This is a genomic window from Desulfovibrio ferrophilus (assembly GCF_003966735.1).
Lineage (GTDB): Bacteria > Desulfobacterota > Desulfovibrionia > Desulfovibrionales > Desulfovibrionaceae > Desulfovibrio_Q > Desulfovibrio_Q ferrophilus.
On sequence record NZ_AP017378.1, the window covers coordinates 1,502,434 to 1,520,077 of the forward strand.

16 protein-coding genes are annotated in these 17,644 nt (G+C 57.4%); 8 read left to right on the forward strand and 8 right to left on the reverse strand.

All coding sequences use genetic code 11. The features are described from left to right. Positions 1 to 80: 80 nt before the first annotated feature. From EL361_RS07005 to EL361_RS07035, 7 genes are read left to right on the forward strand one after another with little or no spacing between them, the layout of a single operon-like run. Complete coding sequence (locus tag EL361_RS07005) at positions 81 to 1,421, forward strand: TadA family conjugal transfer-associated ATPase (RefSeq protein WP_232034919.1); 1,341 nt, start codon at positions 81 to 83, stop codon at positions 1,419 to 1,421. Further along, positions 1,418 to 2,383 carry a type II secretion system F family protein gene (locus EL361_RS07010; RefSeq protein ID WP_126377973.1) on the forward strand — a complete coding sequence of 322 codons (966 nt, stop codon included), beginning with the start codon at positions 1,418 to 1,420 and terminating at the stop codon, positions 2,381 to 2,383. Before EL361_RS07005 ends, EL361_RS07010 begins: the two co-directional genes overlap by 4 nt. Before the next feature lie 12 nt (positions 2,384 to 2,395). After that, a complete protein-coding gene (locus EL361_RS07015) occupies positions 2,396 to 3,328 on the forward strand; it encodes a type II secretion system F family protein (RefSeq protein WP_126377975.1) in 933 nt (310 codons plus the stop codon). A 12-nt stretch (positions 3,329 to 3,340) separates the two neighbouring features. Next, positions 3,341 to 5,041 (forward strand): SPOR domain-containing protein, encoded by a 1,701-nt coding sequence (locus tag EL361_RS07020; protein ID WP_126377978.1) that lies wholly within the window; start codon positions 3,341 to 3,343, stop codon positions 5,039 to 5,041. Between the two features lie 12 nt (positions 5,042 to 5,053). Further along, complete coding sequence (locus EL361_RS07025; RefSeq protein ID WP_232034894.1) at positions 5,054 to 5,461, forward strand: TadE/TadG family type IV pilus assembly protein; 408 nt, start codon at positions 5,054 to 5,056, stop codon at positions 5,459 to 5,461. A gap of 40 nt (positions 5,462 to 5,501) precedes the next feature. Beyond that, positions 5,502 to 6,707 (forward strand): Tad domain-containing protein, encoded by a 1,206-nt coding sequence (locus EL361_RS07030; RefSeq protein ID WP_232034895.1) that lies wholly within the window; start codon positions 5,502 to 5,504, stop codon positions 6,705 to 6,707. A gap of 21 nt (positions 6,708 to 6,728) precedes the next feature. Beyond that, positions 6,729 to 7,223, forward strand: coding sequence for a TadE/TadG family type IV pilus assembly protein (locus EL361_RS07035; protein ID WP_126377982.1), 495 nt, complete (start codon positions 6,729 to 6,731; stop codon positions 7,221 to 7,223). A gap of 41 nt (positions 7,224 to 7,264) precedes the next feature. On the opposite strand, the gene EL361_RS07040 is transcribed toward EL361_RS07035, so the two are convergent. Continuing rightward, positions 7,265 to 7,759: a hypothetical protein gene (locus EL361_RS07040; protein WP_126377984.1), complete on the reverse strand. Its 495-nt coding sequence runs from the start codon at positions 7,757 to 7,759 to the stop codon at positions 7,265 to 7,267. Positions 7,760 to 7,992: 233 nt separating this feature from the next. On the opposite strand from EL361_RS07040, the gene EL361_RS07045 reads away from it, so the two are divergent. After that, positions 7,993 to 10,299, forward strand: coding sequence for a hybrid sensor histidine kinase/response regulator (locus EL361_RS07045; RefSeq protein ID WP_172961663.1), 2,307 nt, complete (start codon positions 7,993 to 7,995; stop codon positions 10,297 to 10,299). A 234-nt stretch (positions 10,300 to 10,533) separates the two neighbouring features. On the opposite strand, the gene EL361_RS07050 is transcribed toward EL361_RS07045, so the two are convergent. From EL361_RS07050 to EL361_RS17240, 7 genes are all read right to left on the reverse strand, one after another. Further along, on the reverse strand, positions 10,534 to 10,809 hold the full coding sequence (locus EL361_RS07050) for an HU family DNA-binding protein (protein ID WP_126377988.1): 276 nt from the start codon (positions 10,807 to 10,809) through the stop codon (positions 10,534 to 10,536). Between the two features lie 273 nt (positions 10,810 to 11,082). Then, positions 11,083 to 11,778 (reverse strand): response regulator, encoded by a 696-nt coding sequence (locus EL361_RS07055; RefSeq protein ID WP_232034896.1) that lies wholly within the window; start codon positions 11,776 to 11,778, stop codon positions 11,083 to 11,085. Continuing rightward, positions 11,771 to 14,170, reverse strand: coding sequence for a hybrid sensor histidine kinase/response regulator (locus EL361_RS07060; protein ID WP_126377990.1), 2,400 nt, complete (start codon positions 14,168 to 14,170; stop codon positions 11,771 to 11,773). The genes EL361_RS07055 and EL361_RS07060 overlap by 8 nt, the downstream gene beginning before the upstream one ends. A gap of 145 nt (positions 14,171 to 14,315) precedes the next feature. Beyond that, positions 14,316 to 14,777 (reverse strand): GNAT family N-acetyltransferase, encoded by a 462-nt coding sequence (locus EL361_RS07065; protein WP_126377992.1) that lies wholly within the window; start codon positions 14,775 to 14,777, stop codon positions 14,316 to 14,318. Positions 14,778 to 14,873: 96 nt separating this feature from the next. Next, positions 14,874 to 16,073: a M20 family metallopeptidase gene (locus EL361_RS07070; protein WP_126377994.1), complete on the reverse strand. Its 1,200-nt coding sequence runs from the start codon at positions 16,071 to 16,073 to the stop codon at positions 14,874 to 14,876. Then, entirely contained in the window at positions 16,074 to 16,616 is a 543-nt protein-coding gene (locus EL361_RS17235) for a hypothetical protein (RefSeq protein ID WP_232034897.1), read from the reverse strand. Then, the gene (locus EL361_RS17240; protein ID WP_232034898.1) at positions 16,613 to 17,644 is read right to left on the reverse strand and encodes a KamA family radical SAM protein; all 1,032 of its coding nucleotides are present in this window, start codon (positions 17,642 to 17,644) and stop codon (positions 16,613 to 16,615) included. The genes EL361_RS17235 and EL361_RS17240 overlap by 4 nt, the downstream gene beginning before the upstream one ends.

Genomic DNA, 17,644 nt, shown 5'->3' on the forward strand with positions numbered 1-17,644 from the left:
TAGAGCCCGTTGCTCCTCGTATGTCTGCGGCAGCTCCCGTCAGTCAGGTGGAGACCACCCGCCCCGTTCTCGCAAAGCCCATGGAAACCCCAGAAATCGGCAGCGGCGATCCTGGCATTACCCACAATGAAGATTACTACGACATCAAGGCCAAACTGCATGAACGCCTCATCGAAAGCCTGGACCTGTCGGCGGTGGACGAGTTGGCCCCCGAACGCCTGCGCGACGAAATCGCCCGCTTGGTCGGTCGTATTCTGCGCGATGAGTTCCGCCATGCCCCCCTGAACGCAGCCGAACGCCGCCAGGCCATCGCGGAAATTCAAGACGAAGTCCTTGGACTGGGACCTCTGGAGCCCTTGCTTCAGGACCCCAGCGTGTCGGATATTCTGGTCAACAACCACCGCCAGATTTACGTGGAACGCAGGGGCAAGCTGCAACGAGTAAGTACCCGTTTCCGTGATGATGAGCACCTGAAGAAGATCATCGACCGCATCGTTTCGCGCATCGGACGCCGCGTAGACGAATCCTCTCCCATGGTGGACGCCCGCCTGGAAGATGGCTCGCGCGTCAACGCCATTATCCCGCCTCTGGCCCTGGACGGACCGAGTATGTCCATCCGGCGCTTCTCACGCGACCCACTGGAACTGGAAGACCTCATAAATTACGGAGCGTTGACCCCTGCGATGGGCGAAGTGCTCAAGGGCATCGTTCGCGCCCGCTTGAACATCATCGTCTCCGGCGGAACCGGCTCGGGCAAGACCACCATGCTCAACTGTCTGTCGCGCTTCGTGCCTCACGACGAACGTGTCGTGACCATCGAGGACGCCGCCGAGCTGCAACTCAAGCAGGACCATGTGGTGCGCCTGGAAACCCGCCCGCCCAATATTGAAGGCGAAGGCGAAGTCACGGCCCGCGATCTAGTCAAGAACTGCCTGCGCATGCGCCCCGACCGCATCATCGTTGGCGAGGTCCGTGGCGGCGAGGTTCTGGACATGCTCCAAGCCATGAACACCGGCCATGATGGCTCCCTGACCACCGTTCACGCCAACAGCCCACGCGATGCTCTGATGCGCATGGAAACCATGGTCGCCATGGCAGGTCTGAACATCACAGGCTCGTCACTGAAGCGTTACATTTCTTCGGCAGTGGACGTCATCGTGCAGGTCAGCCGCCTGTCCGACGGTTCACGCAAGATCATCAGCCTGTCCGAGATTGCCGGCATGGAAGGGGAAGCCATCACCATGCAGGAAATCTTCGCCTTCAAGCAGGAAGGCATCGGCCCTGACGGCAAGGTTATTGGCGAATCCAAGGCCATGGGAATCCGACCCAAGTTCGCTCCGCGCCTTGAGGCTGCAGGCATCCATTTCGACGGTGCCATCTTCGATCCGAAGCTGGCGGATGAAGGAGGTTGGTCCTCATGATTGCTCTGGTCGCCTTTGTCATCATCATCGCCATGTTTGCCATGTCCATGGGCATCCTGGATCTGTTCTTCGCCAAAAAGCGTGCAAACCGGGCTCGCGTTGGCAAGCGCCTGACCGCTTTGAATCAGAACGTGAGTACCGGCGAGCAGGTGAATATCGAACGCACGCGCAGCCTGTCTGACGTGGACTGGCTGAACAGGGCCCTGAAGCAGCAATCCTGGAGCCAACGCCTGGACAACATCCTGGAACAGGCCCAGGTGAGGGTCAATGTTTCAACTCTGGTGCTGACTTCTCTGGTGGGTGCAACCACGGCACTGTTCATTACTCAGGCCATGACGGAAAACTTTTTCATCCGCTTGATCCCGACGGCGATCTTCTTCTACGCCCCGTTCTTCTGGGTCAGACGGCGCAAGGCCAAGCGTATGCACAAGTTCAATGCCCAACTGGCCGATGCCCTGGACCTCATTGCCCGGGCGCTCAAGGCTGGGCACGCCTTTTCACAGGGCATGCGCATGGTGGCTGACGAATTCGAAGACCCCATCGGTCCTGAATTCTCCAAGACTCTGGACGAAATCAACTTTGGAATCTCCGTCGGCCAGGCATTGCTCAACCTGACCCAGCGCGTGGACTGCACGGACCTCAAATTCTTCGTGGTTTCGGTCAATATCCAACGCGAGACGGGCGGCAACCTCTCCGAGATCGTGGGCAATATCGCCCGCCTGGTTCGGGAACGCTTCAGATTCGCCGGCAAGGTCCAGGTTCTGGCTGCCGAGGGCAAGCTCACAGCCTACATCCTGCTCTCGCTGCCCTTTGCAATCGGTTTTGCAATCACTGCCATCAACCCCGACTACATGAGCGAAATGCACACCACGGAGGCTGGCCGCAACCTCATCACGGGAGCACTCATCCTCATGGGCTGCGGCGCTGCAGTGCTCAAGAAACTCATCACCATCAGGGTCTAGGGAGGGATAGCCATGAACGACACCATGCTTCTGCCTCTTGCCGCCGCCGGGCTGGCCTTTGCCTCGATCCTGCTTCTGACGCTTGGCGTCTCCGGGATGGTGGGCAACAAGAACCGCGTCTCACGCCTGCGTGAACGACTGGAAGGCAAGCGCGCGCCGAAGAAGCCCGGACTCACGGCCACCCTGACTCAGGGCGCACGCCAGTTGGGCGAACGCCTCGGCCCCAAGGATGAAAGCGAACTTTCTGAAACCGGCGAAATGCTGATCCAGGCGGGATACCGCAATAGCACGGCACCCAAGATTTTCTGGGGCGTGAAGGTCTGTCTGACACTGATGGGCCTCATCGCCGCGCTGGGAGCAAAGATGCTGGCCCCGGTGCAAATCCCCAACGGTTTGCTGGCGCTGCTGTTCGTGGTCCCCATGTTCATGGGCATGTACCTGCCCAACATCTGGTTGCGCATCAAGGTCAAGAAGCGCCGCCGCGAAATCATCAACGCCATGCCCGATGCGCTGGACCTTTTGGTGGTCTGCGTGGAAGCAGGCATGGGCCTGGACCAGGCCCTGGCGCGCGTCAGCAACGAAATGCGACTGACCAGCCCCATCCTGGCCAGCGAACTGCACACCGTGATTCTTGAACTGCGCGCAGGCAAGACCCGAGCCGACGCCCTGCGTAACCTGGCTGGGCGAGTAGGCGTGGATGACGTCACAAGCCTGGTGACGCTTCTTGTCCAGGCCGACTCCTTCGGCACCAGCGTAGCCCAGACTTTGCGCGTGTACTCGGATGCCTTGCGTACCACCCGTTATCAACGCGCCGAGGAAATCGCAGCCAAGATGCCCGTAAAAATTCTATTCCCGCTGATCTTCTTCATTCTGCCCTCATTGCTCGTGGCCATCATGGGCCCGGCAGGACTGAAGATGGTGAAATTGTTTGCAACGATGAAATAGGAGGACTCCGCCATGTTAAGAACCATATCAACCATCGTGATCATCGCCGCCCTGACGGCCAGCACGCTGCCAGGATGCTCCTCCAAGGCACCAAAGGCATCCGACCTGACGCTCATGGAGCGTTACCACAGCGGCATGTCGCTGGTCGGCGACGACGGCAACCTGAGCAGTGAGCAGGAACAAGCCAGAGCTCACCTTTCCCGCGGGATGCACTTTGCCGGACAGCAGCGCTATGAGTTGGCCTTCGAGCAATACACGAGAGCCACGGTCCTCGACCCGACTCTGGCCGAAGCCCGCTATCGCCGTGGCCTGATCCTCATGGAAAACGGCATGCACGACCAGGCTCTGGCCGAATTTGCCGCCGTGAGCGAACAGATGCCCGACTTCGCCCCCGCCCATGAGGCCGCCGGACTGGTCTACTTCAAGAGTGCATTGTATCTTGAATCCGAGCAGCATTTAATCCGCGCCCTGAGCCTGAATCCAAACCTGGTGAGGGCCCACGTGCATATCGGCGTGATTCGCAATTATGCCAAGGATTATGAAGGAGCGCTCAAGTCCTTCAGTTCCGCCCTGATGGTCGCCCCCAACGATGGCAGCATCTACAACAACATCGGCATGACCCAATCCATGATGGGCAATGACGAAGACGCCGTGCAGGCCTTCAACATGGCCCTGCGCATGGGCGCTCCATCGGCCAAGGCATACAACAACATGGGATTGGCCCTGGCCCGTCTGCAACGCTGGGACGAGGCTCTGGAAGCCTTCCGTTGCGGCAATGGCGAGGCCGCAGCCTATAACAACATCGGCTATCTCTACTTCCTGGATGGCATGTATCCGCAGGCCATCGCCTCATTCGAGCGTGCCATTGAGCTGGAACCTCAATACTACGTCCGCGCCAGTGAGAACCTGAAGCGCGCCCGACTGGCACTGAGTTTTGCCGATAACGCTGCCCCGCGTAGCGCCCCGGTCCGTGGCACGACCTCCATCCCCAGCCTGATGGCCCCCGCTTCCGTATCTCCCGGCCCGCTGGTGCCCGCTGGTGGCGCCCCCGGCCCGGAGCTGGAATCGGCCTACCCCACACCCGGTGCCCCGGCCATGAAGACACCTCAACCCCAGTCGTTCGACTCCGAAAGCGTCAAGCCCGTGGTACCCATCGATCACAACTCCGGCCTGACAAGCTCCGGTCTCGTGTCCAAGGCGCAGGCGGTGGTTACGACCCCAATCATGCCTCGCAGCAACGGGCTCATGACCACTGCATCGGTTAGCCATGCCTCCCTTTCCGGCAGCGGACTGCCCATGGCACAGACCGTTGCTTTTTCACCTGTTCCGTCAACCATGAACCGGCCGCCCATGGCCTCTCCCGTTGCGCACCCCATCGCCACTGGGGACACCCCGGAACCGACGCCCAGCGTTGATTTGTCGGAATACATCCCGGGACCCATGCCCGCAAAGCCAGTGTACACATTGCACGTCAGCTCCTGGCGGACCCCGGAACATGCCTTACGCCATGCAGACAACCTGAAGGCCCAGGGCCAGACGCCCTACATTCTGCATGTGCATCTGCCCGAGAAGGGCGACTGGTATCGCGTGACCATCGGCATGTACGACTCATTGGCCACCGCACGGGAAAGTCTTGAGTCCCATAGGCAGGAAAACGAATTCAAGGGATTGCGCATTGTCCGTAGCCAGCGTCATCTGCTGCCCCAAGGTTAGGAGCGCAATCCCATGACTGGAGGAATTGCCATGCTACGCAAACTCATTGGATCCAACAGAGGCGTCTCGGCCCTGGAAGCGGCACTGTTGCTGCCGGTCCTGGCAGGACTCCTGTACGTGGTCGTCGAGGGAGCCGGAGCACTGATCACTTATTCATCGCTGTCAGAAGCCAGCAGTGTGGCTGCTCGCCAAGTACTCATGACCGGTGAAAGTTCGCACATCCCGGATCTGGTCAATGCACTGCTGCCAGACCTTGATCCCTCAGACATCGTCACAACCGTAACTTTTGAAGATGCTGGAAGCACAGTGACCGTGGAGGTGACTTATGACTATCAAACACAGCTCGGTGGAAACCCGCTTAGTGACACGAGTTCTGACCTGCTTACGCTCGTTGCGAGCACGAGCATGCCGGTTCCCTAAGCAACTCATCACCGACACACGTGGTGCGACAGCGGTCTTCGTGGCAGCTGCCATCCCGACTCTGGTCGGCCTTGCCGGACTGGGGCTGGACTCGGCCCTGCTGTATCAGGCCCATGGCCGCCTGCAATCCGCTGTGGATTCCGCAGCACTGGCAGGTAGCCTGGAGCTGCCCTACGATCCCGACATGACCAAGGGCATCGTGGAAGCCGCTGCCGTGGAATATCTGGAAAAGAATTATCCCGAAGCTCAACTCAAAAGTCTGGGTTCCGGCACCGAAGCCCGAAGCGTGACGGTTGAAGGCGAAGCCGTGGTGGACCTGTTGCTCCTGGATGCTCTGGGCCTCTCGGATACGGTCATCACCGCCAAGGCCACTGCCGGATTCAACAACCTGGAAATAGTGTTCGTCATTGACAACTCGGGCAGCATGAAGGGCGCCCCCATCACCGAGACCAACGAGGCATCAGTGAATCTGGTGAACCTGATCATGCCTGCGGGCATGGAGTCTTCGGTCAAGGTCGGCCTGGTGCCTTTCCGCGGCAAAGTTCGCATCCCGGCCAACGTGGACGGACTGCCTGCTGGTTGCCGGAATGCGGACGGTACATTCAACTGGGACCTGGATGAAGAATACTACAAGACTGAGTATCGCTATCCGGTCGGAAGCTACCTGCGCGTGAGCAGTGGCACCTGCTCCGGCATCCCCGAGACCCAGGGATTGACTCATGACCGCAGCTCCATCGTTACGGCCATCGAGGATCAGGATGCACGAGGCACGGCTTCGGGCACGGTCATCTCTGAAGGGCTCAAGTGGGCGCGACACGTTCTGACCCCGGAAGCTCCGTTCACCGAAGGTTCTGACAAGGATGATATGCGCAAGATCATCATCCTGCTGACCGATGGCGACACCGAAGACGGCATGTGCGGCGGCAACTATGACGTCAGTTACACACCGAACGTCTACTGGACCAATGCCTATTACGGCATGCTGGACATGGAGTCGCACTGTGACAATGGTGGCGTACTAAACCAGGCGATGCTTGATGAAGCCCAGCTCGCCAAGGACGCTGGAATCGAGATCTTTGCCGTACGCTATGGCAATTCGGATTCCACAGATGTGACGCTCATGAAGCAGGTGGCTTCGAGCAAGGCTGGCACGGATGATCATTTCTATGATGCCCCGTCGCCCTACGACATTGACGACATATTCAAGAAGATCGGGCGTCAGCTCGGTTGGAGACTGCTCAACTAGGAGCGGTCGGGAGAAATTGCCATGCGGCATCGGGCAGAGACCAGCTTGGCGGCACATTGCAGGGCTCGCCGTGGCGAACAGGGGACCAGCGTGCTGGAGTTTGCCCTGGTCCTGCCCGTGCTGCTGGCCATGATCTTCGGCATTGTGGAATTGGGATACATCTACTTCGCCCGCGCGACCGTAGGCAAGGCCGCCCAGGTGGCGGTCCGCTATGCGGTGACTGGAAACGGAGACGATGATGGAACACGCCTGACCAAGGTCATTGAAGAGGCGCAGCGGATCATTGAAGTCCTACCCGGCAGCGCTACGGTCACGGTCAGCAGTTGGGAAACCTATACCGGAGCCACGGGTACCGGCCGCATCAATGATGCCGGTGCTCCCTGCGAACTGGTACAGGTGGAGGTACGCTACCCGTATGAAGCACTGACCCCCATCATAGGGGATCTGGTACCCGATGACATGGTCCTGACAGGCAGAGAGCGAATGGTCAACGAGCCATGGCTCCCCTGCAACTGAATCGGCGGCCCGCAAGGGCCGCCGATGGATTCAAAAACGGGCTAAGCCATTCCGTTTTTCAAATTCTTCAGGAACTCACTGCGGCTCTGCACCGCCTGAGTGAACTCTTCATACGTAAAGTCGGAAACATCCTTTTCCAGGCCACGCAGGCGAAGGAAATGATTGGTGAAAGTCAAAACAGACCCGGGATACAAGGCCTTGCGCAGTTCCGCAGGGCTGCGCACGGCGTGAAACGGCTTGTTCAACCCGGCCATCAAATCGATATTGGCCTTGCCTTCGCCTTCCTGAATAAACCCCAGGATATTGAATTTCTTGACCTGATCACGGAAGGACTCGGGCAAACCGCCCTTTGAAAGTACTTCCTTGGCGGGACGAAACAGATACGCCGCCTTGAACTTGGGTGTGTTGACGGCCACGGCCACAAAGCTCGTTGTCTCGCCGCGGCGCTTGTAATCCATAATCATGGCGTACAAGTCCGACGCCTGAGAATCGATGATGTACTTGGCCACAAGCGGATCAATATTGGGGGCTTCCATGTCTTTTCATACTCCTTATGCGCTGCTCGATACCCCAAACAGGGGGCGAGGAACCTCCATAGCCCGCTGGTCGGCAAAAGGAAAGCCCGGGCCTACCGCCCCGCAAGCGACCTTTGATGTACGGATTGTCCTTCAACCTGCCATCTGATATCATGATGAATACCCAATTTATAGAAAACACAGGGCCTTCCGCCCTTGTCACGGCTACGGAGAACCTCTTAGGGGAACCCTCAATGGACGCTCGCTTCAGCCTGCTCATCGCCACATCATCCGAAGACAATGCAGCGGACTTGACCCAAATTCTGGGGCAAGCGGGACTTCGACCTGCCTATACCGTAGCAACCACCCTCGACGACTTCTCCCGCGCACTGGCTGATGAACCTTGGGACATGGTGCTTTGCGACGAATGGCTAGGCGAACTCAGCTGGACCGAGGCCATGGCCATGGCCCGTGCCGAACGCCAGGACGTTCCCTTTCTCCTCCTGACGAATGAGGCCGACCCCAAAGCCGCCCTTGCAGCCATGGAAGCCGGTGCTGACGATGTGCTCATTCCTGGTGACTGGAAAACAGCCGGCACCATGACCCGAATTCTGCGCCAGGCCCGAGAGCACCGCACCCTATCCGACCGCTGGAACAAGCTGCGCAGCAATGAGCGTACCTACCGGGGCATGATCGACAACTCCGTGCTTGGCATTTTCCAATGCGCCCCGTGGGGAGACCTGATCGCCTTCAATCCTTCTTTCGCCCGCATCCTGGGCTATGAATCCGTCGAACAGTTGGACCAGACCCTTCAAGGCAACAGGCTCCTGCCCCACCTGGATCCCCAGGCTATGGAAGCCCTGTTGTTCATGGTCCGCTCCCATGACAGGGTTTCGGATTTTGAAACCATGATCACCCGTCCCGATGGCTCGCGCATCTGGGTCTCCATCAGCGCCAGGGCGATTCGCGGCGAAGAAAACGAGATTTCGGCCATCGAAGGCACCTTCGAGGATATTCAAAAGCGCAAGACCGTCGAGTCGATGATCATCCGCGCCAAACAGGAATGGGAAAAGACCTTCGACAGCGTCCCGGACATCATCCTCATTCTGGACCAGAATTTCCGGGTACGGCGAATGAACATGACCTTGGCACAGCGCCTTGGGGTGCACCCCAAGGACCTGGTGGGCAAGCCATGCTCGGAACTCTTCCCTCTGCAGGGAGAGGAAAACGACATCTGCGACCGCGTCAAGGTGATGTCGAAAAGTGGTTCCCAGGCCGAGGAAATGCAAATCCCGGCACTGGGCGGCTGGTTCCTGGTGACGGTTTCCCCCTTCTTCGTGGACGGTGACACCGAACAACCCGCAGGCTCGGTGGTCGTTGCCCACGACGTCAGCAATCGCAAGGACCTGGAGATCAAGCTTCGCCAATCACAGAAGATGGAAGCCATCGGCACCCTGGCTGGCGGCATCGCTCATGATTTCAACAATATTCTCGGCGTCATGATGGGCTATACCGAAATGAGCCTGGAAGAAGCCGAGGACGGAGCCCCGGCCCAACGCAGGTTGACCGAGGTGCTCTCCGCCGGACGACGAGCCCGAGACCTGATTCACCAGATTCTGACGTTCAGCCGTCAGGAGGAACTGGACCTCCAGCCCCTGGATTTGGGCAGCGTGGTCAAGGAAGTGGTCAAGCTGCTGCGGGCGTCTCTGCCCTCGAGTATCGACATCCGCCTGGACCTCAACGACAACACGGGCACCGTGCGAGCCAATCTGTCCCAGATTCATCAGGTGCTGATGAATCTCTGCACAAACGCCGCTCATGCCATGCGAGACAACGGTGGCACCCTGACCATTAAACTGTCTCACGTCCCGGCCGGGAGCGCACTGCCCGGACAGGACGGCAACATTTCCGACGCGCCTCATGCTCGCCTGTCTGTCTCCGACCAGGGGCACGGCATTGCTGCGGACATCGTAGACAAGATCTTTGATCCTTTCTTCACCACCAAGGGACCCGACGAAGGCACGGGGATGGGACTGGCCATGGTGCATGGCATCGTGACCGGGCATGGTGGCGTGGTCACTGTTCAAAGTGTGCTCGGCGAAGGCACCCATTTTGATATCCTGCTGCCCGTAGTCGAAGACAACGATCAGAGCCTGCTGCGCGTTCCGCATTCAGTGCCACAGCAGCACAGTGGTCGGGCCTTGTTTGTGGATGATGAAGCTCCTCTGGCAGCCGTGGGGGGCGAGATGCTGGAGACCATGGGGTTTACGGTGGATGTGGAAACCGACCCGAAAGCCGCATGGAAACGGTTCCAGTCGGCTCCCCACGACTATGACTTGATCGTTACCGATCAAACCATGCCCGGTGTCACCGGAGCCGAGCTTGCACAGCAAATTCTGAACCTGAGGCCGGATATCGCTGTCATCATGTGCACTGGTTTTTCCGATGAAATGTCAGCCGAACGAGCGAAAAAGATGGGCCTCAAGGGGTATTTGCTCAAGCCGGTACTCAAGAAAGACCTCGCCGCGTCTGTCCACGAGGCTATGAAAACGATCATCTGAAAGCCCAGCGACCAGTGATGGCGCTGCGGAGCTGCTCTCACGGGCACAGAAAGAACCTATCCCCTTAGTTCAAACAACAGAACGCCCCGGACGAAGACTCGTCCGGGGCGTTCAAATTGGATAGGTCCCCGTCAATATAATTGCCGGGGACCCTTGCTGGTTCGATCTGTCTCGGCTGTGGCGCCGATGTGCAGCCACAAGCCAGACTGGTCCCCCCCCCCTGCTAAAACAACGCTAGCAAATAGCGCCTTTGACCCGTTTCCCCATGGTGTATTTGACCACTTTACACTCGGGAATACGAATCATCTCACCGGTACCGGGATTCCGGCCGGTGCGGGCTGCACGCTGAACGACCTTGAAAGATCCAAAGCCGGTAAAGATTGCGCTGTCCCCTTCAAGCAGAGCATCACGGGCGGACTCGACGATCGTATCCAAAACCATCTCGGCCTGGACCTTGGTGTTCAGGCCAGCTTTGTCCTTGATCCTTTCGACAAGTCCAGCTTTAGTCATGATCCCTTCTCCTTGTTTGAAACTGAATGTGGCTTCCCAATGCGATCTCTACGAAATCACCGTGCTTACTGTACATAGGGAGATAAACCAAATCTCTGGGGCTTCTCCTCAGCACACAATGGAACATCTGTGCATTTCCAAGCACAAAACAGAAAAAAACCCTCTGGCCACAGGCCTTCGGGCTTATTAAGCAACACAGAATAGGGATTTTCCCTAGGAGATGCCGGGATATCATCCCGTCACAAACAACATACTCCTAGTAATGCGCAAGGATTAAAGCGGTTCTCCCGAATCAATCCATAAATCGAGATCAATGAGCCCCAACCGGGCAGCATAACGGATTAATTCAATATTACTATGGAGATTGAGCTTCTTCATCAGGTTTGCCCGATGGTTCTCAGCAGTTTTCGGACTGATGAACAATTTTTCAGCGATTTCACGTGAAGACAACCCTTCGGCAAGCAGCCTCATGACTTCCTGCTCACGCGGGGTCAACGTCCCGTAGTCAACATCACGGGACGGACCTTTTTGCAACGGGGCATTCATCAAACTCTCCACCACAGTGGGCGAGACAGAACTGTCCAGGAAATATTCGCCCCGAACCACATTATTCAGGCCCTTGAGCAACCCCTCAGATGCAGATTCCTTGACAAGATACCCCGAAGCTCCGGCTTTGAAGGCCTCGGCAATATGCTCAATCTTGGAATGCATGCTGACAATGATCACGCGCAGTTCAGGGAGTAATTGCTTGAGGTCGCGGGTCAGACGAATACCATTCAGATCAGGAAGCGAAATATCCACCAGGGCCATGTCAGGATGGAAATCCTTGGCCGCGACCAGCCCATCCCGCCCATTACCGGCTTCAGCAACAACCTCGTAGCGGGAATCCCGCTTCAGGATGGCTTTGAGTCCTTCGCGAAACATTGGGTGATCGTCAATAATCAGGATGCTGATGGTCTCCTTATCCACGCCTCTTCTCCTTGTACGGCACTTTTACAAAAATTCTCGTCCCCTTACCGGGAACAGATGTGATGGAGAACTCCCCATCCAGAAGTTTCGCTCGTTCTTCCATGCTCTGCAACCCCATGCGCCGCTCATCAACGGCTTCGGTCTTGCGCTTGGGGATATCAAATCCATTCCCGTCGTCCTCCACACGCATCAAAATATGCGGGGAGGACGCCACGAGTTTGACCAGAACCGTCTGGGCTCCAGAATGCCGGGCAGCATTGCGAAGTGCCTCCTGAGCCAACCGGTACAAATTAATCTCGATATCGGAGTCCGGCTCAAGGTTGTCCATTCCGGCTGAACTTAGAACAATTTCCATCTCTCTGCCACCGGAAAGCTCCCGGCAGAACTGATCCAATGATTTCACAAGCCCAAGCTGGTCCAGCCCGGAGGGACGCAAATCGTAGGAGAGATTGCGTACCGCCGCAATACAGCCCTGCAGGTTGCGGGATAACTCACCGGCCCGCTTGCGCAATTCGGAGGAAACCCCACTGACCCCATCAAAAAGAGTCTCAGACGAAATCTTCAATGAAGACAGATTCTGTGCCACATTATCGTGCAGGTCTAGAGCGATACGTTGCCGTTCGCTCTCCTGGGCGCGCATCAACTCATGAGTCAGCGTGTGGATACGCATCTCGGATTTCTTGGCCCTGGTCACATCAATGCCCGTCTCCCAGGATTCCCACCCCGGTTCAGGCGATGCGTATTGGACGGTGGACCATTTGATGGTGCGCACCTCGCCCGAGGCTGTCACGACATCCGTCTCCATATCAACAAAGGGTGTACCGTGCATTCGAACAACCTGAGCTCTGTATTCCGGATCAGGATATAGTTTACTCTTAAAATTCGGTGTATTGACAACGTCCTGCGCCGAATATCCCAGCACTCGTTCGCTCTCTCTGTTCCAGAACACGAAATCCCCGTTCTGATCATGGGCATGAATCAAGACCGGCATGGTGTCGATAATCATCCTGTGGCGCCGTTCGCTGTCCCGGAGTTGCAGTTCAACCTGTTCGCGATCTGAAATCTCCTTTTTCAGCTGCCTGTTGGATTCGCCAAGTTCCAGCGTCCGCTCATCGACACGTTGCTCAAGTTCATCCCGAGCACGCTCCAATTCGCGCTCCATATGCCTGCGCTCTGAAATATCGATCAGTGACACCACAACCCGGCCCAAGGTCTTGCGGTCTTCAGGGGCCACGTTGAAATGGACAGCCACTCGGATTATGCGCCCCGTAAGGGTCATGTGGTCCAATTCGCCAGCGTACCTATGTCCGCCATTGGCAAGCAATGCAAACTCGTCACGCGCCACCCGCAATGAATCCTCGGTAAACACTTTGTCCAGGCCACCGAACAGCTCGTCCTTGCTCTGCGCATCCAGCATGTCCAAAGTCGCCTGATTGACGTCGATGATTTTCACCCGACGCACGCACTCCAACAAATCCTCCACGTTCGCGCCGAAGTGTTCATGAAAGTCCTCAACGCCACGCTCACGCAGTTCGTCAAAGAAGGCCTTTACGTCTGAAAGGTCCTCCTCCCACAATGAAATCGGGCTATTATGAAATAGGCTGCGATAACGGTTTTCCTCGCTGGACAGTGCATTCTGCACACGAATGCGTTTGGTGATGTCACGCACATAGGCAGTCGTGTATTCCTCTCCGTCGAGCACCAGCATGTTGAAGACTACTTCGACGGGAATCAATCTTCCGCCGCTGGCCAACAACTGGGACTCGGCCACAAAGGACTGCTCGCGCCGAAGGCGTTCCCACACCTCGGGCCAGTCACTACGTTTGAGCGCATGATCGATATCGAACAGGCTCATGATCCTGAGTTCTCGTGGTGCGTACCCCAGCATCCTCCCGGCAGCGTCGTTCACATAGAAAAACCGCCCCAGAGAATCGATCCAGAACACCGCCTCGGCAGCCTGCTCGATGGAAAACTGGGTAAATCGAAGGAATTTGTGTTCACGCGCCTGGTGCTGCACTCGACTGGAATACTCCAGAGCGGAATTCACAACCTCGTTCAGGCGGGACCGTCCATCCCAAGGCAAATAATCGAATGCACCCTGGCGCATGGCCTCCACGGCGCACTCCATGGCGGGACTTCCGGTCACAACAATCAGCGGAGGAGGAGACTTGCGCATTGCCAGGCTGGCCTGCACGTCGCGCAACGTAATACCGGACATGACCGTATCCGAGATGATCACATCCCACGGCCAACCGATCACTGACCCCAGGTCGTTTCTATCACCCGCGCACACGTATTCGGGTTGATAGCCACCTCTGCGCAGCTCAGCGACGAGAATCTCGGCCCGGTCCAACGACCCGTAAACGAACAAGACCTGTAGTGGTGTCTTCATCAGTCCCCCAACCTCTGCCAGCCCGGCACGAAGCAAGGGCAGACTACACGCCCCGAATAGGGGACGCAACCCGTTGAGCCTCCATGGTTGCTCATGAGAATCAACGGCTTGCGACAACGCTTCAGCCCTCTTGGGGGAAGCGGATTTATTCGGATTCAATCAAAAGAGGCAATCGCATCTCATTGGTGGGATCAAAACCAAAACGGCTGTATACTGACCGGCCTGCCTCGGTGCTATGCAGCGACAGGTGTGACGCACCACATTGCCGGGCAAACTCCACAGCCAGTTCCATGATCTGACGTCCAACCCCCTGCCGCCGATATTCCGGCTCCGTCCACATACTGGACAGGTAGGCATAGGGAGTCTTCAGCGAGAACGGTTTGGGGGGCAAGTGATACAAGCTCAAAGCACCGCAGGCCACCGCCCGTGCTTCGTCTTCGGCCAGCCAGAAGGCAGCATCTCCCCGCGACATGGCAGAAAGAAAGAAGTCCTGATCGGCAGCAGCCAAGGTCTGAGGATCAGTGTCATAAAACGTGGCGAACATCCTGGCTCGCAGCATGGACAAAGTCTTCAGATCATCGGGCCCGCCCCGGCGAATTTCGACCATTGCATCCCCTTCATCGACTTATACGGATCATCAAAAAACCCCGTCGCAACCAACGATGGTTGCGACGGGGCTTGAATTATTCAAATGCACAAAGAATCATCCGAACAGATTTCCCCGGTCATATTCCGCCCACAGGCGTTCCAGCGCCACGGCAGTCAAGGCAGCGCGCTGCACCAGGGACTCAATGACCATGAATTCCTTGGGTGAATGATCTCCTGCGCCGATCGGTCCCATGCCGTCTATGACCGGGCAACCCACGTGGGCGATATAATTGGCATCGGAAACACCGCCACGGAAATCCTCCTTTACGGGGACGTCCAGTCCGGTCCCGGTTTCGCGCACAAAGTCAAACAGTTTGCGGTTTGCGGCGGTCTGTTCCATGGGCGGTCGCCCGGGGATCACCTCGACCTCAAGAGTCGTCCCTAGCACATCGGGCGAAGTGGTCATGGCCGTCACGGCAGCAATCAGACCATCGGCGTCCGAGGCATTCCGATACCGACACTCCACAACAGCTTCGGCGCTAGGTGCGATGGTATTCGGGCCAAGGCCACCAGAAACAAGCCCCACATTCACGGACACGTCGCGCGCAGGATCATTCAAGGCTTCCAAGGCTACTGTCTTATGGGCCAGTTCCAGAATCGCCGTGGGCTTGGGCCCGGACAAATTCCCAGCATGCCCGGCCTGCCCCAGAGCCTTGAGCTTGAAGGTCGTCTTCCCCTTACGCCCTGTCGTGGTCTCACCCTCGAGCCCGGCGCATTCAAAAACCATTGCAAACGCGCTCTTGCGGGCCTCGTCCATCACCAGATCGCGAGACTGGTAGGACCCTGTCTCTTCATCTGAATTAAAGATGAACGCCACAGGCATCTGCTCCAACAGACCGGTTTCGGCAAGGGCCTTCAGGGCATAAATTCCCACGACCAGCCCGCCTTTCATATCCACGATACCGGGACCGATGACGCGCTTCTCACTCCGCTCGAAGCAATCAAAACTCCCGTCGTCGGGAAATACCGTATCCATGTGCCCACAAAACAGCACCTGCCTCGCGTCTGGGGCCAGACTCCGCGCAGCCGCATTGCGGGCCACGAGATTGTCGCCCACTTCACCCTGGACATGGACTTCCACATCAAAGTCCATGTCGTGCATGACCTCGGTCATTACCGCGCCCACAGCGTCCACCCCCGCCTTGTTCGGCGTGTGGGAATTGATGCGCACGATACGCTCCAGCAGCGAAAGCATCTCCGGCTCCCGCTGCTCAAGCCATTCCATGATCTTGGCCGCGGCAGGCGCACTCATCATCTATTCGTCCTTGCCATATTTGTTGAACGCGAAATCCGCATCTTCATTATACAGTTCGGGCACGGCGTCCGGATAGGCGGTTTCCTCACCACTCCAAGGCTTGCGCAGGATGACATTGCCATCCTCGTGGCGAACCAGATTATCGCGATGCAGTGGAATCTTGCCGCCCGCAGCCGCGATATAACGCGGGATGGCATCACCGGAGATATTTCCGTACATGCCCTCGATGATATCCCTGCCCTGCTCCACGGGGACACGCATATGCGTGTACTGGGGATTTCGGTAGGAGCAGTTGAAGACGTAGTAAGGCCGCACATAGGCTTCCTGAATGGTCTCCACCAGCTTCCACATCTTGGGTTTGGAGTCGTTGATGCCACGCATCAACACGGCCTGGTTGAGCACAGCCATGACCCGCTTACTGATATCCTTGAAGGCCTGCTTGGACACGGGAGTAATTTCCTGAGCCGTGTTGATCTGCGTGACCACACGCACCGGTCCCTTGTCGTTGGACTCCTCCAGAATATCGAGAAGTTCGTTGTTCACACGCTGGGGGTGGTTACAGGCACACGGGTACCGAGGCGCTTGATCTTGATGTGATCAATCTCGTCCAGACGGCCCAACAGCCAACGCAGGTTCTCGTTATTCAGCATAAAGGCATCGCCACCGGTAATCAGCACGTCGCGGATTCGATCATTGGCGGCAATATAGTCCAGAGCCTCGCCGTAGGCCTTCTTGGAGAAGGTACGATCGGACTTGCCGATATGAGCAATGCGCAGACAATGCGTACAGTACATGGCGCAGATATTGGTCACCTTGACAGCCACGACCCGTGGATAGAATTGGTCGATCAGGCGCGCGGGGGAATGGTCGGAGGCCACAGGGGGCAGTTCCACGCCCACATTGTCCACCATCTCTGCGGTGGGCACGGCCTGCAGCAATACCGGATCGTTGGCAACACCGGGCTGAATCAGGCTGGCGTAGTAGGGGGTCAAACGCATGCGATATTTTTCGGTAATGCGGGTCACGTCCCGAATGGCATCAGCCGGGAGATCAATACACTTGGCCAGAGTCTCCACGTCGTTGATGGCATTGCCGAGCTGACCACTGAAAGAATTCCAGGTGGCGTCATCCAGATTCAGGGCTTTCTTGATGCGGGCCTGATTCTCCAGAATTTGATCCCACAATTCGATACCGCTGGGAGCCTCTTCGGTTTTGGCGGAGAGATATTCTTCCACACGGGGATTAGCCTGTGCCATTACTTCCAATGCACGGCCCACACGACCGCCCACGGTGACACAATGCTCATCGATCTCTACATGCTTGGAACACAGGGCAAGCAGTTGCTCACGGGAAAAGCCCAGGCCCTCGAAGCCGACGCCGGCTTCACCCTTGGCGTCCTTCAGGGCACTGAAGAACCGGACAATGGGGGCCGTACCCTCGCCTTGTTCAGCCGCTTCGTGCAATTCGGTCAACTTCTCGACCAACCCGGCCGGAGCGTTACCGCCCCCGGAAATCTCCTGCAGCAGATCCTTGGTAAAACCGTCCAGGCCTGCTTGGTTGTCCAGCGCCAC

Excerpts from the sequence above, each read along its gene's own strand:
- EL361_RS07070 (WP_126377994.1), bottom strand. The coding sequence starts at position 16,073 with ATGATGAGTGCGCCTGCCGCGGCCAAGATCATGGAATGGCTTGAGCAG.
- EL361_RS07035 (WP_126377982.1), top strand. The coding sequence starts at position 6,729 with ATGCGGCATCGGGCAGAGACCAGCTTGGCGGCACATTGCAGGGCTCGC.
- EL361_RS07040 (WP_126377984.1), bottom strand. The coding sequence starts at position 7,759 with ATGGAAGCCCCCAATATTGATCCGCTTGTGGCCAAGTACATCATCGAT.
- EL361_RS07010 (WP_126377973.1), top strand. The coding sequence starts at position 1,418 with ATGATTGCTCTGGTCGCCTTTGTCATCATCATCGCCATGTTTGCCATG.
- EL361_RS07025 (WP_232034894.1), top strand. The coding sequence starts at position 5,054 with ATGACTGGAGGAATTGCCATGCTACGCAAACTCATTGGATCCAACAGA.
- EL361_RS07020 (WP_126377978.1), top strand. The coding sequence starts at position 3,341 with ATGTTAAGAACCATATCAACCATCGTGATCATCGCCGCCCTGACGGCC.
- EL361_RS07065 (WP_126377992.1), bottom strand. The coding sequence starts at position 14,777 with ATGGTCGAAATTCGCCGGGGCGGGCCCGATGATCTGAAGACTTTGTCC.
- EL361_RS07050 (WP_126377988.1), bottom strand. The coding sequence starts at position 10,809 with ATGACTAAAGCTGGACTTGTCGAAAGGATCAAGGACAAAGCTGGCCTG.
- EL361_RS07045 (WP_172961663.1), top strand. The coding sequence starts at position 7,993 with ATGGACGCTCGCTTCAGCCTGCTCATCGCCACATCATCCGAAGACAAT.
- EL361_RS07060 (WP_126377990.1), bottom strand. The coding sequence starts at position 14,170 with ATGAAGACACCACTACAGGTCTTGTTCGTTTACGGGTCGTTGGACCGG.
- EL361_RS07005 (WP_232034919.1), top strand. The coding sequence starts at position 81 with ATGGAAACCCCAGAAATCGGCAGCGGCGATCCTGGCATTACCCACAAT.
- EL361_RS07015 (WP_126377975.1), top strand. The coding sequence starts at position 2,396 with ATGAACGACACCATGCTTCTGCCTCTTGCCGCCGCCGGGCTGGCCTTT.